This is a genomic window from Halobacillus sp. ACCC02827 (assembly GCF_030291935.1).
GTDB lineage: Bacteria > Bacillota > Bacilli > Bacillales > Halobacillaceae > Halobacillus.
Genome location: NZ_CP128168.1, coordinates 1,075,294 through 1,087,575 on the forward strand (window position 1 = coordinate 1,075,294; position 12,282 = coordinate 1,087,575).

The 12,282-nt window shown below is 47.6% G+C and carries 16 protein-coding genes; 11 read left to right on the top strand and 5 right to left on the bottom strand.

Features of this window, described 5'->3' with window-relative positions; all coding sequences use genetic code 11:
• Positions 1–144: 144 nt before the first annotated feature.
• A complete protein-coding gene (locus QRD89_RS05585) occupies positions 145–1,341 on the bottom strand; it encodes an ornithine--oxo-acid transaminase (protein WP_286096472.1) in 1,197 nt (398 codons plus the stop codon).
• A 218-nt stretch (positions 1,342–1,559) separates the two neighbouring features.
• Here QRD89_RS05585 and QRD89_RS05590 point away from each other — a divergent pair, with 218 nt between their 5' ends.
• From QRD89_RS05590 to QRD89_RS05620, 7 genes are all read left to right on the top strand, one after another.
• On the top strand, positions 1,560–1,919 hold the full coding sequence (locus tag QRD89_RS05590) for a YisL family protein (protein WP_008638804.1): 360 nt from the start codon (positions 1,560–1,562) through the stop codon (positions 1,917–1,919).
• 281 nt (positions 1,920–2,200) lie between these two features.
• Complete coding sequence (gene asnB / locus QRD89_RS05595) at positions 2,201–4,042, top strand: asparagine synthase (glutamine-hydrolyzing) (protein ID WP_286096856.1); 1,842 nt, start codon at positions 2,201–2,203, stop codon at positions 4,040–4,042.
• A gap of 103 nt (positions 4,043–4,145) precedes the next feature.
• Positions 4,146–5,528 carry an alpha-amylase family glycosyl hydrolase gene (locus QRD89_RS05600; protein ID WP_286096473.1) on the top strand — a complete coding sequence of 461 codons (1,383 nt, stop codon included), beginning with the start codon at positions 4,146–4,148 and terminating at the stop codon, positions 5,526–5,528.
• A 113-nt stretch (positions 5,529–5,641) separates the two neighbouring features.
• On the top strand, positions 5,642–5,884 hold the full coding sequence (locus QRD89_RS05605) for a spore germination protein (RefSeq protein ID WP_286096474.1): 243 nt from the start codon (positions 5,642–5,644) through the stop codon (positions 5,882–5,884).
• Positions 5,885–5,904: 20 nt separating this feature from the next.
• On the top strand, positions 5,905–6,147 hold the full coding sequence (locus QRD89_RS05610; protein ID WP_026578354.1) for a spore germination protein: 243 nt from the start codon (positions 5,905–5,907) through the stop codon (positions 6,145–6,147).
• A 30-nt stretch (positions 6,148–6,177) separates the two neighbouring features.
• Entirely contained in the window at positions 6,178–6,630 is a 453-nt protein-coding gene (locus QRD89_RS05615) for an Hsp20/alpha crystallin family protein (protein ID WP_236096556.1), read from the top strand.
• Between the two features lie 42 nt (positions 6,631–6,672).
• Positions 6,673–7,089: a hypothetical protein gene (locus tag QRD89_RS05620; protein WP_026578356.1), complete on the top strand. Its 417-nt coding sequence runs from the start codon at positions 6,673–6,675 to the stop codon at positions 7,087–7,089.
• A 76-nt stretch (positions 7,090–7,165) separates the two neighbouring features.
• Here the strand turns inward: QRD89_RS05620 and QRD89_RS05625 are convergent, their stop codons facing one another.
• A complete protein-coding gene (locus QRD89_RS05625; protein ID WP_062512892.1) occupies positions 7,166–8,026 on the bottom strand; it encodes a DegV family protein in 861 nt (286 codons plus the stop codon).
• 188 nt (positions 8,027–8,214) lie between these two features.
• Between QRD89_RS05625 and QRD89_RS05630 the strand changes: the two genes are divergently transcribed.
• Both QRD89_RS05630 and QRD89_RS05635 read left to right on the top strand, forming a co-directional pair.
• Positions 8,215–9,066, top strand: a complete 852-nt coding sequence (locus QRD89_RS05630) for a YitT family protein (protein ID WP_008638797.1) — start codon at positions 8,215–8,217, stop codon at positions 9,064–9,066.
• A gap of 62 nt (positions 9,067–9,128) precedes the next feature.
• Positions 9,129–10,061, top strand: coding sequence for a BsuPI-related putative proteinase inhibitor (locus QRD89_RS05635; protein ID WP_008638795.1), 933 nt, complete (start codon positions 9,129–9,131; stop codon positions 10,059–10,061).
• Positions 10,062–10,105: 44 nt separating this feature from the next.
• Here QRD89_RS05635 and QRD89_RS05640 read toward each other — a convergent pair whose 3' ends face one another.
• A complete protein-coding gene (locus tag QRD89_RS05640) occupies positions 10,106–10,369 on the bottom strand; it encodes a NifU N-terminal domain-containing protein (RefSeq protein ID WP_008638793.1) in 264 nt (87 codons plus the stop codon).
• 129 nt (positions 10,370–10,498) lie between these two features.
• Between QRD89_RS05640 and QRD89_RS05645 the strand changes: the two genes are divergently transcribed.
• Both QRD89_RS05645 and QRD89_RS05650 read left to right on the top strand, forming a co-directional pair.
• Positions 10,499–11,326 carry a DUF2785 domain-containing protein gene (locus QRD89_RS05645; RefSeq protein ID WP_008638791.1) on the top strand — a complete coding sequence of 276 codons (828 nt, stop codon included), beginning with the start codon at positions 10,499–10,501 and terminating at the stop codon, positions 11,324–11,326.
• Between the two features lie 16 nt (positions 11,327–11,342).
• Entirely contained in the window at positions 11,343–11,771 is a 429-nt protein-coding gene (locus QRD89_RS05650) for a hypothetical protein (protein WP_035388518.1), read from the top strand.
• 148 nt (positions 11,772–11,919) lie between these two features.
• Here the strand turns inward: QRD89_RS05650 and QRD89_RS05655 are convergent, their stop codons facing one another.
• Both QRD89_RS05655 and QRD89_RS05660 read right to left on the bottom strand, forming a co-directional pair.
• The gene (locus tag QRD89_RS05655; protein WP_026578358.1) at positions 11,920–12,123 is read right to left on the bottom strand and encodes a DUF3813 domain-containing protein; all 204 of its coding nucleotides are present in this window, start codon (positions 12,121–12,123) and stop codon (positions 11,920–11,922) included.
• 2 nt (positions 12,124–12,125) lie between these two features.
• Positions 12,126–12,272: a hypothetical protein gene (locus tag QRD89_RS05660; protein ID WP_008638785.1), complete on the bottom strand. Its 147-nt coding sequence runs from the start codon at positions 12,270–12,272 to the stop codon at positions 12,126–12,128.
• Positions 12,273–12,282: the final 10 nt, after the last annotated feature.

The following is a 12,282-nucleotide window of genomic DNA, read 5'->3' on the forward strand; positions in this document are numbered from 1 at the left end:
GGATGGACAGAAAGATTCCTGATCGCCGGGCTCTTCCTGGGTCTCACCTGTATTCGTTTCTTTAACTTATGGATGGTATTCCTTGCCTTAACGGTTCTTGACAATGAAAAGAGACAGCTCTGTATCAGAGCTGTCTCTTTTTTATCAGGATAAGACGGATTTGATCTGTTCAATCGCCCAGTCCAGATCTTTTTTGTCGATAATGAGCGGAGGGGCGAAGCGGATGACGTTCTCATGTGTTTCTTTGCACAGCAGCCCTTTTTCTTTCAACTGTTCACAATACTTTCGGGCCGGCTCAGTCAGTTCAACTCCGATGAATAACCCTTTTCCGCGAACTTCTTTGATCTTCGGATTAGCGATTGATTTCAATTCCTTCATCATATAGGTGCCGAGTTCCAGGGAACGATCTGCGAGTTTCTCTTCTTCCAATACTTCCAGAGAAGCGACAGACACCGCACAAGCGAGTGGGTTTCCTCCGAATGTCGAACCGTGCGAGCCTGGGTTGAATACACCGAGGACATCTTTGTCAGCGACAACGCAGGAAATCGGGAAGACTCCTCCACCAAGTGCTTTACCGAGAATCAGCATATCCGGTGTGACATCCTCCCAGTCGCAGGCGAACGTCTTGCCGCTCCGTCCAAGACCTGCCTGGATTTCATCGGCAATGTAAAGGACGTTCGTTTCCCGGCAGATGTCGTACGCTTCTTTTAGGAATCCTTCCGGAGGAATGACGATACCGGCTTCCCCTTGAATCGGTTCAAAGAGGAAGGCAGCGGTATTTTCGGTGATCGCTTCTTTTAAAGCTTCCGCATCTCCGTAAGGAATCAGTTTGATTCCAGGAAGCATCGGACCGAAACCACGCTTGTATTCTTCTTCAGATGAGAGAGAAACGGCGCTCATCGTCCGGCCGTGGAAGTTACCGGTACAAGCGATAATCTCCGCCTTGTTATCGGGTACGTTCTTCACTTCGTAAGCCCATCGGCGTGCCGCTTTAATCGCTGTTTCCACCGCTTCTGCACCTGTGTTCATCGGCAGGGCCATCTCTTTGTTCGTCAATTTGCAGATCTTCTCGTACCACGGCCCGAGCTGATCATTATGAAAAGCACGTGAAGTGAGCGTCACACGTCCGGCCTGGTCATTCAAGGCCTGGATGATTTTCGGGTGACGGTGTCCCTGGTTCACGGCTGAGTAAGCGCTTAACATATCCATGTAACGATTTCCTTCAGGATCTTCCACCCATACGCCTTCGGCTCTTGCGATGACAATCGGAAGCGGGTGATAATTCTTCGCTCCGTATTCCTGGGTTTGATCAATAATGTGACGACTACTGATTACAGACATGCTATCCCTCCAAATTCATTTGAATCTTCCATCATTATAACAGGTTTCCTTTCTGTTTTCTTACTATTGGAAAGGTTTCGTCAAATAGTCCTGTGAAAGGGTGCGGGATGCACGAAATGGAGGGGAGTGTAATTGGGAAAGGAACACTTTTTGATAGGATATATCGAAACAATCGTGGTATCATAGCAATAGATACTTATGCAAAGGAGGAGAAGAACATGGCTCACTTACATATCACTTCATGGGTACTCGCACTCGTGTTGATCATCCTTGTTGTTTCATTCACGAAGAGCGGAAAAGCGAAAGCGGCGAAGATCTCCCATATGATCCTTCGGTTGGATTACCTGCTCATTCTATATTCCGGTGGATCGCTGTTTGCCAGCTACTCCGTTTACGGGGCGCTCGTTATCATTAAAGTACTTGCAGGTTTATGGGCAATTACGGCGATGGAAATGGCGTGTGTGAAGACGACGAAGGGCAAACCTGCCGGCATCTGGTGGGGACAGCTTGTCCTTGCGGTCATTCTGGCAATCATTCTCGGATTCGGCTATTTGCCGATGGGAATTCTGCCGGCATAAAAAAATAACGCTGCCTGCTTATTTGCAGGCAGCGTTTTATTTTTTATAAAAAGGGGGCAAAACTATTTGTCTGATGTTCTCCGTTACTTGGGGGATAACGGGATCACTTGATACTTATAATGATAATCATTCTCAATTGTATTGTCAATAGTTTTATGACGTTTATTTCTGCCGGCAGAGCAGGCTGCCTTCCTCCCGCATAACAGGTAAGACGTGTTCATAGAATGAGTTGTGATGCTTTTTTATATGGAACGCATGTTATGAAAAGGATGGTGGATCAGATGTGCGGCATTGTCGGATGGGTGGATCTAGCACATAAAACCGATGGTAAAACAGCGATATTGGAAGATATGGCGAAAACACTGGAGCACCGTGGACCGGATGATTATCAGAAATGGATAGAGGGTCCGGCTGCCTTCGGACACCAGCGTTTGATCGTCGTCGATCCTCAAGGTGGAAAACAGCCGATGATCCGGAAGGCAAGGGACGAAGAGTTCGTTCTCTGCTATAATGGAGAGCTTTATAATACCGAGGACGTCCGGGGGGAACTGAAAGCGTGCGGGTGGAGTTTTTCATCCCATTCGGATACGGAGGTCGTTCTCGTCAGTTACATGGAGTGGGGACCTGATTGTGTCGATCGTTTGAACGGCATTTTTGCTTTCAGTGTGTGGGAGCGGCAAAGACAGCGGCTTTTTCTCGCGCGCGACCGTCTCGGTGTTAAACCGTTGTTCTATAGTGACAGAGGTAACGGCGTTTTGTTCGCTTCGGAAATGAAGGCCATTCTTGCGCATCCCGACGTCCGCCCGACGGTCGATCGAAACGGCCTACATGAAATTCTATCCCTTGGACCGTCCCGTACACCTGGGGAAGGGATATTTACAGAGATTCAGGAAATCCGCCCCGGTCATAGTGCCGTATGGGAAAAAGGCAGATTCACGACCAGTCGGTATTGGAACGTGAAAAGCGAACCGCATGAAGACACGTTCGAACAGACGGTAGAGCGGGTGCGGGAATTATTCATGGACGCGTCCAAACGTCAGCTCATCTCAGACGTGAAGCTTGGAACCTTCCTGTCCGGCGGGGTCGACTCCAGCGCCATTACAGCGGTGGCAGCAGAACAATACAAGCAGGAACGGCGCGGGGCTTTGCAGACATTCTCGATTGATTATAAAGACCAGGATAAATTCTTCAAGAAGAACGCTTTTCAGCCGGACCGGGATGAAGCCTTCATCAATATGGTCCGTGACAGTCACGGCACCGATCACCTTGTAATGGAAGCGAAAACAGAGGATTTGGTGGGGCGCTTGAAACGGGCCGTTGAGTTGAGAGATTTACCTGGGATGGCCGATGTAGATTCTTCTCTCCTTTGGTTTTGTGAGGAAATTAAGAACCATGTGACGGTGGCGCTGTCTGGGGAATGTGCGGATGAAATCTTTGGCGGTTATCCTTGGTTCTATCGGAAAGAAGATAAAGAGCGGAACGGTTTTCCGTGGATCCGGTCACTGGATGAACGCGTCTCTCTCGTTCGCAGCGATCTTAAAGGTGATATTGATATTGAATGGTATATGCTCAAACGATATAAGGAAACCATTGCGGAAACGCCGGTTCTTGCAGGCGAATCGGAAGGTGCCCGCAAACATAGAGAGATGTCCTATTTAAATATGAATTGGTTCATGCAGACGCTGCTTGAACGGAAAGACCGGATGAGTATGGGGGCGAGTCTTGAAGTACGGGTTCCGTTCAGCGATCACCGCCTGGTGGAATACGTTTGGAATGTACCATGGAGCATGAAGTTTTATAAGAATCAGGAGAAAGGATTGCTGCGTGAAGCGTTGAGAGGTATTCTCCCGGATGAGGTTTTGTTCCGGAAGAAGAATCCGTATCCGAAGACATTCCACCCGGATTACACGAAAGCAGTATGCCGATGGATGGACGATGTCCTGAGTGACCAGGGTGCTCCTCTCTTCAACATATTCGACAGGGAAGAAGTACGTAAATTGAAGGAGTCGGAAGGGAAATCCATTGATACACCGTGGTTCGGGCAATTGATGACAGGTCCTCAGCTGATCGCGCACTTATGTCAAATCGATCATTGGCTCCGGACCTACAAGGTTCAACTGTAAGCCGCTGTCTCAAGCGGCTTTTTTGTTTTTTGAAAAGATTGTCAGAATAAATTGACCTTTACGACTGCGACCGCTAACCTAAAAAGAGGAAGGAGGCGTCCGGATGAAAAGGATGATCATCGCTTTTCTACTGATCCCGCTGTTTTTTGGCAGCGCTTTAACAGTACAGGCAGAAGAGAAGTGGCAGCAGGAAAGTATCTATTATATCGTGGTGGACCGTTTCATGAACGGATCGACAGCGAATGACGGGGAGTTGGACCTGGAGGACCCTTCCGCCTATCACGGGGGAGACTTGTCCGGGGTAAGAGACCAGTTGGACTACATAAAAGAACTAGGCTTTACGACTATTCAGCTATCTCCGATCATGTCTAGCGAATCGGACGGGTTTCATGGCTTCGGAGTAACGGACTATGAGACGGTGGAAGAGCACTTCGGTACGATGGAAGACGCGCGAAAGCTGGTGACAGAAGCCCATGAAAAAGGAATGAAGGTCATCTTTGACATGCCGTACGGCTTTGTAGGTAACGCTCACCCGTGGCTCGAAGACCAACGTAAATCCAGCTGGTTTCTAGAGGAAACGCTGGAAGACGACTCCTGGTTCGACGGACTCCCGAAGCTTGATACTTCCAATCCGGAGGTAGCAGATTATTATAGCGAGGTATGGAAGAAATGGGAAGAAGAAACCGATGTCGACGGTTTTCGCTTGATTACTTCCGGGGGAGCTGCTCCTCAAAATGACCTCCTGGTATTCTCAGAAACTTACGATGAAGAGAAGGAAGAACAGCAAACGCTCCGGGATGTTTTCCAAGCGGCGGGAGCGTCGCTTGAGCCGCTGGCGCTTGGAGAGGGAGGACAGATTTGGGAACTGGATGACTTCCTCGGGTCACGTTTTACGCATGAAGCGGTGGAAGGGGGACAGAATCCGGTTACCCGGCTCCAGCTTGCCTGGACGTACCTCTATACGATTCCTGGCACGCCGCGCTTTTATTACGGTTGCGAGATCCCTTTGGATGATGGTGGGGATCCGTCTGAAATTCCCATGATGAATTTTAAAGCAGGAGAAGAAGCCCTCAGTCAGCGGATTGAAAAACTCCATTCCATGAGGGAGGAATTCCCTGCACTGACGAAGGGGAGCGTTCATGAGCTGTATAACGAAGATGGGCTGCTTGTTTACGAAAGGTCCTATGAAGGAGAGCGGCTGATCATAGCCATCAATAATGCAGAAGCTACGAAGACGATGGAGCTGGATCACTTGGAAGGCGGTCTGCAGCTGAGCGGTCTGCTGGAGGACGGCATTATCCGGGAACAGCGGGACGGCGTCTACCGAATCGGCATGGAGAGGGAGACGGCGGACGTATTTGTGGTGGAAGCAGATAAAGGCTACAATTGGCTTTTCATCGGATTCGTCGGAGGAGTACTGCTTATCTTCGTATTCAGTGTCACGATGATAAGTATTAAAAATAGGAAGGATCAAACCGTGGAGTGAGTACTCCACGGTTTTTCATTTAGGAAGTCACTTCCGTCATTCCGTCTTCTTTTACACGAATAGCCCAAAGCTGCATATAGTGATAGTAACGGAGGGAACAGGAGGAGATAGCGATGCCGTCATTCATTAACATTTTCAACATTAAGATCAACAGTATAGCCAGTAACGGTTCCTTTAACATTGGTGATGCCTTTCATAATTCTCCAACGGCCAATACTAAATCCCAAGGACAGAACTCTTCATATGGGGATGTCTCCCCGACTTCATCCGGAATGGAGAACGTCTTTATAGACCCGGATATGAACGATATGGGGGAAGTTGCAAACCCGACCAATACCAATTCAGTTCAAGGATAACGAGGAAAGGATGCGAGGAAATGCCCTTTTTAATCAGTGTGTTTAATATAAAGACAAATGGTGTGACACAGAACGGTAATATCGATATCGGAGCGGTCGTCCATAACAGCCACACGGCGAATACGAAGCTGTATGGTGCAAACTTCTCCCTTGGAGATTGTTCGGTAACGAGTTCCTGCAACGCGAACGCTATCATAGACCCGGATGTAAGTGACCAAGATCAGAATGCCAACCCGTCTCTGCCTTTGACCAATCAACTGTAGAGATGAGAAAGGGGGAGGGCGCAAGTGGAAATGGATCGTTTAAAGGAATGGCTGGATGTCGCACAGCAATACCAGACCAGCACATTCTGGGGACACATATTCGAGAAGGCCAACTTGGATCAGGCAGAAGATCTTGTAAATATACAGAATAGAGGGGGCTCCTCCCCGTCTTCTTATCCGGCAGCGGATGTTTTTATGACAGACACTCATGTCATAATCTTTGTAGAAATGCCGGGGGTTAGGAAAGAAGATATCCAGTTATCCGGGAGCGGATCGAATTTGAGCATTAAAGGGCAGGTGAACCTGCCGATTGAAGGGGCCGTACCGGTGCAGCAGGAACGCGCCTTAGGGCCTTTTGAGAAAACGATTCCACTACCGGATACCATCGACAATAAACAGGTCAAGGCCACTTTCATAAACGGGCTTATGATGTTGAATTATCCAAGAAGTCCCGACACCCATAGAAATATCACCATCGAATGATCGCTTAGAAAGGATAGTTGGAGAGGAGGTGTATCCCTTTTTATGAATAATGGGAGTCTGTCATTAGAAGCTTTGAACAAAAGGATCTCCAAACTGGAAGCAGCCCAATCTAAACAAACTATACATACTCCAAAAACAGGAATGGGAAGCAGCAGGGGTATCAATCATAACGGCGTGCAGACGGAACATATTCTGAATGCATTAGATGAATACTTGACGAAGATCCTTTCCACTTATGAGCAGGAAATCGATCGATTGATGAAGCGTGTGGAGGATATGGAAAAGGAAATGGCTGCTTTGAATTCCGGGGGACGCGCCAATCCATCCTCTGTCTTTTTCATAGATCAATTGACATGTGAGAAGTTGGAAACGAACAATCATATCGCCCAATTGGGTATCAATCAGCTCAAAGGTCGATTGGATATCGGGAGTACAAGAGAACAGCCGGAAACCAAGTGATATTACTTGATTTCCGGCTGTTGTTTTCCTGCAGGGGCCGGTTACATGGACTAAAGGCTCCGCTTATAGGGAATGTTTATTGATAACGATCATTCAGGAAAAATAACGCGATGGTTCCAGGTCCGGCATGAGCACCGATCGTGGCTCCGACATAGCCGATATGGATGGTTTCGGCACCGAACTGTTCCTTGATCATAGCAGCAAGCTGTTCTGCGCGTTCCACGTCGTCCCCGTGGCTGATGGCGATCCGCTGGCCGCTCAAATCCACGCCGCGTTCATCCATAACTTCCAACATTCGTTTCAGAACTTTCTTCGAGCCGCGGATTTTCTCAAGCGGAATCAGCTTCCCATCCTCCATGTGGAGGAGCGGCTTGATTTTTAAAAGACCGCCGACAAAGGCCGCAGTCCGGCTTACCCGGCCCCCTCGCTGGAGGTATTCCAGATCATCAACCGTGAAGATGTGTTCCATATGCTCGGCGTGATATGTCCCTGTCTTAAGGATTTCTTCATAAGAAGCACCGTCGCTTGCCAGTTCGGCCACTCTCATTATGACAAGACCGTAGCCGAGTGAGGCTGCTTTCGTGTCTACGACATCAAAGACAGCTTCCGGGTACTCTTCTTTTACTTCCTGTTCGACCATTTTGGCAGTCTGATAGGTACCGGACAGTTCCGATGAGAAAGCGAAATAAATGAATGGTTGTCCTTCTGCCGCATAGCTGGTGAAAGCATCACGGAAAGCCTGCGGGGATACCTGCGCTGTCTTCAATGATTCCCCCGCGCGCATCCGGTCATAAACTTCTTTTGGTTCAATCGACGTTCTGTCCTCATATTCCTCGCCGTTCATAATAACCTTCAGAGGCAGGGAGTGGATCGATAAACGGTCTGTCGTTTCCAAGTCCAGATCGGCAGCCGAATCACATACTATTTGTACAGTCATAAACGTCACCTTCTATATTATTATAGTACTATCAGTTTAGGCATAGTCGCCCTTTATAGTCAAAACAAATTCCTCCAAAAACCATGTTTGCGAAAACTTTGCAAAGTTCTCCAAAGTTTGACTTGATTTTACGAATTGTCGGTGATAAAAATGAATAGATGAATTCAGGAAGGTAAGGAGGTTTACGATTGTTTGTTGTAGAAATTAGAAGAATATTAATTGTTTTACTGGGATCGTTATTAAATGCGTTGTCCCTTAACTTATTCTTAATAGAGGCAAATGTTTATGCAAGCGGATTTACGGGGGTTTCCCAGCTCTTGACGAGTATTTCCAGTGATTTTCTGGGCATTCCTGGTGTGAGTACGGGACTTGTCCTGTTAGTGCTCAACATCCCTGTCGCCATATTGGGCTGGTATAAGGTAGGGAAAGGGTTCACCGTCTACAGCGCCATTTCTGTTGCGTTCACGACGTTGTTCCTCGAAGTCATCCCCGTGCAGCAGCTTTCCGGAGATATTATACTGAACGCCGTGTTCGGCGGTGTTATCGGTGGAGCCGGTGTCGGGATCACGTTGAAATGGGGTGCTTCCACCGGAGGCCTGGACATCATCGCCATGGTGCTGTCCCGTATGAAGGACCGCCCGATCGGTATTTATTTTCTTATCATTAACAGTGTAATTATTGCGGTAGCCGGTATTTTATATGAACCGGAAAACGCGCTTTATACATTATTAACTCTTTACGTAACGACAAGGGTCATTGATGCGATCCATACGCGTCACGAGAAGTTGACGGCCATGATCATCACGACAAAGGCTGCTGCCCTGGAGAAGGAAATCCATAAAAGCATGGTTCGTGGAATTACCACGCTGCCTGCCAAAGGAGCCTTCACCCAACAGGACAAGAATATGCTTGTCATGGTTATTACGAGATACGAGCTGTATGATTTGCAGCATATTATCCAGGAAGTGGACCCGCAGGCGTTTACCAACATCGTTCAAACGACAGGTATCTTCGGTTTCTTCCGAAAAGATGATAAATGATGTAACGTTTTCCAGCCGGAGGACGTCTTATTCATTGAATAGAATAGATAGGGAGTGGCGAAATGAAAAAATTTCTTGCCATTTTGTTAGGGGCCCTCTTGTTGTTGTTGGTGGCTGCCTGTACAAATGATTCAGGCCAGGAAGAAGCAGACGGAGAAGAAAAAGAAGAGACGGAAGCATCAGCTTCACCGGATATGGAGGCGGAGATTGATATGGAGACATTGCTCGATCAGATTGAAATGGATGCGGCAGTAAATGCATCCGGCGACGCAGCAACCTTCGAATTCTCGCTTAAAAATACAGGAGAAGATCCAGTGATTTTGGGCTTTACTTCCGGTCAGAAATACGAAGTGGAAGTGAAGAATGTATCAGGAGAAACGGTGTACAAGTATTCCGATGGTCAAATGTTCACACAGGCGCTGACGACGGAAGAACTTGCCGGCGGAGGCACGTATCAGGCTGAGGATACATGGAAAGGGATCGAACAGCCCGGGAAGTATGAGGTTACGATGACAATCCTTGTACATACCATCAATGACCAATCCCTCGAGGCGAATCCGTTCCAAGTGACGCAGGAATTCACGGTGCAGCCGGATAAGAAAGAATCTAATCAGGATCAGGCGTCGACAGAGGAAGAGACGCCTTCGGAAGAGACAGAGGAAGCAGCTCCGCCCGTCGAGGACAGTTACAGCGGAGATGGGGAAACGTTCCGGTCTCTTACCGTGTCAGGGGACAATGGATCCTATGTGGTTAAAGGGGAAGCCAATGTTTCCAACGGTACCTTCATTTATACCGTGGAAGATGGACATAATGTGCAGGTGGAGCCTTCCGAAAAACAGGTAGGGGCGTCGTCTTCCTGGACACCTTTTGAAATAAGTGTCACCATTCCAGAGGACAAACTTCCGGACTTCGGCACGATCACCCTCACTATGTTTACGGAAAATGGGGACGGTCTGCCTGAGAACTTGAACTACATTCCACTGGATCGATTCTAATAGAAAAAAAACCACCATACGAGGGTATGGTGGTTTTTTTGAAATCAATATCCGTGTTCTTCGAGCGTGCTTTTCACTTTTGGATTCAACTCGTCCCAGTCGGCTTGGGGAAGTTTATTGACCGTGATGAAATTTTGGAAACCAAAGACGTTGTCGACGCCGTCGAGCTCCATCAAATCGTTCATGATTGTATGTTCACTCGTTTGTCCCGGCATAACGGAAACGCTGCCGTCTCCTTGGAAAATAAGCTTTTCCACCGTGAATTTACGAGCATTTGGATTAGGTGTTTCTTGTACTTGTATAGCCATCATCGTATCCTCCTTCTTCACTCTGCTCTTATCTTACCAAAAAATCGCGCCCACCTAAATAGTAAAACACTTCAATTCAGAACCGGCCGCATCTGTGATACAATGATATCACTTTTCAGGAGGTGTGTTATGGAAACGAGATTAATCGATGTCTTGCAGCCGATCAAAGACAATGATTATACATTGCAGGACGGCCAGAATTTACAAGAGCTCACGACTATGATGCTACAAAAAATCGGATCTGTCCATCCTGTTCTCAGGGAGGATCTTATTCGTCCGGTTTTTACATCCTTTATTGCCAGAAACCATTACACCAACGAACAATTAAAGAATATTCTCCAATCGATTTTAAATAAAAATTATTTGTTTTACCGGATAGCGATGTCCAAAAATGAAGAAGACGCCGTGTTCAAGCGCAGCTATTCCGTGCTTCTGATTCCACCGATCATGGACAAGCACCGGGAAGATCCGTTCCTGAAAGAAGAAGATATCCGGCGGGTTTGGGACAGCCTGAAGAAATATGTTCCCCAGGAGAAAGATACCCGTGCCTGCGTCAAAGACAAAGGTTGGGCTCATGCGATGGCTCATGCAGCGGATGCGGTATACAGTACGGCAGCGTGTGAAGAAATTACAAGGGAAGACATTCTCGATATGCTTCCGATCATCCGCGATAAATTCATGATCGACAAACCGTATCTGTTTGATGAGGAAGAACGGATGGTGACGGCGGTATTGATGATGTTCCGGAAAATCAGTCATGCGGAAAGAGTGGAATGGCTGGAATCACTACTTTATGAGCGGGAAAGCTGGAAAGATCCCGATGAGGATATCATCATCAATAACAGCAAACACTTCTTAAGAGCGCTGTACTTCCGAATGCTCGACGGCGATTACCGGGAACTTAAACAGGTTTTAGAAAATCTGCTGCGGGAATTGAGGAAACAGGAAGCCTATTAAGATGTGGGGGAAGCGTATGATTCGTTGGGGTCTCTTTATCGGAACGACATCAGGAATTGTGCTGGGTCTGTACCTGTGGTTTGTAGAGCAGGTGACAGGAATGAGAGTGTACACGCTGCTTATGAATGTAGACTTCATCCCTGTCCTAGGTGATATCGATTGGCCTGTCTTTATGGAATGGTTTTTCCATATCCTCATATCGTGGGCAATCGGAATCATCTATGCGTACTTATTGATGTATCGCCTGCGTAAAACCAATCGGAATCGATGGCTGCTTGCCGTCGGACTGACACTGTTTGCTGCATTTACTTATGTTCCACTCACGATCCTTGCTGTGAAAGAGACGCCGGGTCTGACTGATGGGGCGGCCATTACACAGTGGCTTATCGGTCATGCTTTGTATGCCATCACGTTGAAGATGTCCTTCAGCCGCTTCCGCACTTGAATAAAACAAAGCAGCGCCTGATATGTATAAGTATCAGGCGCTGCTTTGTTTTAGAAAATCATTAGGGGGTAATGTACTGTACCCGCTTACATGAAAAATAAACGTACCCGCAATAAAAAAAGGCCGGAAATAGTCCGGCCTTTCCTTGTTATCGCAAGCTGTTGTTATGCGCTTCGATTTGCTGCTCCAATTGCTGTAGCTGTTGTTTCTCTTCTTGAGAACATTGGCTATATGCAGACTGGATAGCATCTTTAGCGGCTTTCATATCCTCTTGGCTGGCGCCGTTCGTATCACGACGCTGAGTGAAACGGTTGACCGCTTCGCGCGCATTTTCAAAAAGGTTTCTTTCCATCGTTAAAACCCTCCTACGGTGTGCTGATCGGCTTCCATCTGTTTTCGATCCGCATCTGTCAGCTTTTCCGCTTCCAATTTACGTTCATCGAAGGATGGCACTTCCGACCCGCGTTTCTCGTTGCGATTGTCATTCTTTTGCTGCTCCATGACAAGACCC

Coding starts and splice junctions, on each gene's coding strand:
- QRD89_RS05585 (WP_286096472.1), bottom strand. CDS start 1,341: ATGTCTGTAATCAGTAGTCGTCACATTATTGATCAAACCCAGGAATAC.
- QRD89_RS05590 (WP_008638804.1), top strand. CDS start 1,560: ATGGCTCACTTACATATCACTTCATGGGTACTCGCACTCGTGTTGATC.
- asnB (WP_286096856.1), top strand. CDS start 2,201: ATGTGCGGCATTGTCGGATGGGTGGATCTAGCACATAAAACCGATGGT.
- QRD89_RS05600 (WP_286096473.1), top strand. CDS start 4,146: ATGAAAAGGATGATCATCGCTTTTCTACTGATCCCGCTGTTTTTTGGC.
- QRD89_RS05605 (WP_286096474.1), top strand. CDS start 5,642: ATGCCGTCATTCATTAACATTTTCAACATTAAGATCAACAGTATAGCC.
- QRD89_RS05610 (WP_026578354.1), top strand. CDS start 5,905: ATGCCCTTTTTAATCAGTGTGTTTAATATAAAGACAAATGGTGTGACA.
- QRD89_RS05615 (WP_236096556.1), top strand. CDS start 6,178: ATGGATCGTTTAAAGGAATGGCTGGATGTCGCACAGCAATACCAGACC.
- QRD89_RS05620 (WP_026578356.1), top strand. CDS start 6,673: ATGAATAATGGGAGTCTGTCATTAGAAGCTTTGAACAAAAGGATCTCC.
- QRD89_RS05625 (WP_062512892.1), bottom strand. CDS start 8,026: ATGACTGTACAAATAGTATGTGATTCGGCTGCCGATCTGGACTTGGAA.
- QRD89_RS05635 (WP_008638795.1), top strand. CDS start 9,129: ATGAAAAAATTTCTTGCCATTTTGTTAGGGGCCCTCTTGTTGTTGTTG.
- QRD89_RS05640 (WP_008638793.1), bottom strand. CDS start 10,369: ATGGCTATACAAGTACAAGAAACACCTAATCCAAATGCTCGTAAATTC.
- QRD89_RS05645 (WP_008638791.1), top strand. CDS start 10,499: ATGGAAACGAGATTAATCGATGTCTTGCAGCCGATCAAAGACAATGAT.
- QRD89_RS05650 (WP_035388518.1), top strand. CDS start 11,343: ATGATTCGTTGGGGTCTCTTTATCGGAACGACATCAGGAATTGTGCTG.
- QRD89_RS05655 (WP_026578358.1), bottom strand. CDS start 12,123: ATGGAAAGAAACCTTTTTGAAAATGCGCGCGAAGCGGTCAACCGTTTC.
- QRD89_RS05660 (WP_008638785.1), bottom strand. CDS start 12,272: ATGGAGCAGCAAAAGAATGACAATCGCAACGAGAAACGCGGGTCGGAA.